General features: G+C 62.3%; 1 protein-coding gene. It reads left to right on the forward strand.

All coding sequences use genetic code 11. The annotated features are described in order from the left end of the window. Positions 1 to 2,949 (forward strand): ATP-dependent RNA helicase HrpA (hrpA, locus tag ACXRVY_RS22525; protein ID WP_458238278.1); only part of this gene is annotated, 2,949 nt, incomplete at both ends.

Consider the following 2,949-nt stretch of genomic DNA (forward strand, 5'->3'; position numbering starts at 1 on the left):
GGTCGCCGAAGAGCTCGGCACGCCGTTGGGTGCACTGGTCGGTTATCAGGTGCGTTTCGAGGATCAGAGCGATTCCAACACCCTGATCAAGCTGATGACCGACGGCATCCTGCTGGCCGAAACCCAGAACGACCGGTATCTGGAACGCTACGACACGATCATCGTCGACGAAGCCCACGAACGCAGCCTCAATATCGACTTTCTGCTCGGCTATTTGAAAACCCTGCTGCCGCGTCGTCCCGATCTGAAAGTCATCATTACTTCGGCGACTATCGACCTCGAACGCTTCTCCAAACACTTCGATGACGCGCCGATTGTCGAAGTCTCCGGCCGTACCTTCCCGGTGGACACCTGGTATCGCCCGCTGACGCTGGAGCAGGACGAAGAGGGTAACCACGTCGAGGACGACCTCACGGTGGACCAGGCGATCCTCGCCACCCTCGACGAAATCGCCGCGTTTGAGCGTAGCGAGCGCCGCAGTCCCGGTGACGTACTGGTGTTCCTGCCGGGTGAGCGAGAGATTCGCGACGCCGCCGACATGCTGCGCAAGGCTCAGCTCAAACACACCGAAATCCTGCCGTTGTACGCACGCCTGTCACCGGCCGAGCAACAGCGGATTTTCCAGTCGCACCCGGGCCGTCGCGTGGTGCTGGCGACCAACGTCGCGGAAACTTCGCTGACGGTGCCGGGCATTCGCTACGTGATCGACAGCGGCACCGCGCGCATCAGCCGTTACAGCTACCGGGCCAAGGTCCAGCGCCTGCCGATTGAAGCCATTTCCCAGGCCAGCGCCAATCAGCGTAAAGGTCGTTGCGGGCGGGTCGAGCCAGGCATTTGCGTGCGCCTGTACAGCGAAGAGGACTTTCTCGGTCGCCCGGAATTTACCGATCCGGAAATCCTGCGGACCAACCTTGCAGCGGTCATCTTGCAGATGTTGCATCTGCGCCTTGGCGAGGTCAGCGCGTTTCCGTTTATCGAGCCGCCGGATGGCAAGGCCATCAGCGACGGTTACAACCTGCTGCAAGAACTCTCGGCGGTGGACCGCAACAGCCAGTTGACGCCGCTCGGCCGGCAACTGGCGCGATTGCCGGTGGACCCGCGCATGGGCCGCATGTTGCTGGAAGCGGCGAAACTCGGCAGCTTGCAGGAAGTGCTGATCGTCGCCAGTGCCATGTCGATCCAGGACCCGCGCGAACGCCCGCCGGAGCGTCAGCAAGCGGCGGATCAGGCCCATGCCCAGTGGAAAGACGCCGACTCGGACTTCGCCGGACTGGTCAATCTGTGGCGCGGTTTTGAAGAACAACGCCTGGCGCTGACTGCCAATCCGTTGCGCAACTGGTGCCGCAAGAATTTCCTGAATTACCTGCGCCTGCGTGAATGGCGTGACTCCCATCGTCAGCTGAGCCTGATCTGCCGCGACATGCAGCTGAGCCTCAACAAAGAGCCGGCGGACTACCCGAAACTGCACAAAGCGGTGCTGGTGGGGTTGCTGAGCCAGATCGGCCAGAAAACCGAAGAGGGCGATTACCTTGGCGCCCGTCAGCGGCGGTTCTGGATTCATCCGTCGTCGGGTATCGGTAAAAAGCGTCCGCAGTGGCTGATGACCGCCGAACTGGTGGAAACCACCAAGCTCTATGCGCGCATGGTGGCGAAGATCGATGCCGACTGGATCGAGCCACTGGCCGGGCACCTGATCAAGAAAAACCACTTCGAACCCCATTGGGAGAAGAAGCGCGGCCAGGTCGTGGCGTTCGAACAGATCACCCTGTTCGGGTTGATCGTGGTTGGGCGTCGGCCGGTGCATTACGGCCCGGTGGACCCGGTGGTATCCCGTGAATTGTTCATCCGCGAAGCACTGGTGCGTGGCGAAATCCAGTCGAAGGCCAGGTGCCTGACGGCCAACGCGCAGTTGCTGGAGCAACTCGACGAACTGGAAGCCAAGGCCCGTCGCCGCGACATCCTCGCCGACGAAGAAACCCTGTACGCCTTCTATGACGCGCGATTGCCGGCGGAGATCCATCAGACGGCGACCTTCGACAGTTGGTATCGGATCAACAGCCAGAAAGACCCGCAGCTGCTGATCATGCGCGAAGAAGACGTGCTGGCCCGCGAAGCCAGTGAAGTCACCGCCCAGCATTACCCGGATACGCTGCATCTCGGCGATCTGGAGTTGGCGCTCAGCTACCACTTCGAACCCAACCATCCACGGGACGGCGTGACCCTGCGCGTACCGGCACCACTGTTACCGATGCTGCCGCCGGAACGCCTGGAATGGCTTGTCCCTGGCGTCATCGAAGCCAAGTGCATTGCCCTGGTGCGCAATTTGCCCAAGGCCTTGCGCAAGAACTTCGTGCCGGTGCCGGACTTCGTCAAGGCGGCCTTGCAGCGCATGACCTTTGCCGAGGGCTCGCTGCCCCAGGCCTTGGGTCGTGAGTTGTTGCGCATGACCGGTGCGCGGGTCAGCGATGAAGCCTGGAGTGAGGCGGCGCAGCAAGTCGAAAGCCATCTGCGGATGAACCTGGAAATCGTCGACGCCCAGGGCAAGTTCCTCGGTGAAGGTCGCGATCTGGCCGAACTGACGGCGCGTTTCGCCGAGGCCAGCCAGGCGGCATTGGCGGTGCCGCAATCCGCGAAGAGCCAGCAGCCGGTGGAGCCGAAAGTATTCGCCGCCGTGGCCGAGAAAACCCAGCAGAAGATCGCCGGGCTGTCGATGACGGTGTATCCGGCGCTGGTGGAGGAGAACGGTACGGTCAAGGAAGGGCGTTTTTCGACGCCGGCCGAGGCCGAGTTCCAGCATCGCCGTGCCCTGCAACGCCTGCTGATGCAGCAACTGGCCGAGTCGGCCAAATTCCTGCGCGGCAAATTGCCGGGGCTGAMCGAACTGGGCCTGCTGTACCGCGACATGGGGCGCGTCGATGCGCTGGTGGAAGACGTTCTGCTGGCCAGCCT

The sequence above is a fragment of the Pseudomonas sp. P5_A2_2 genome, assembly GCF_054177685.1.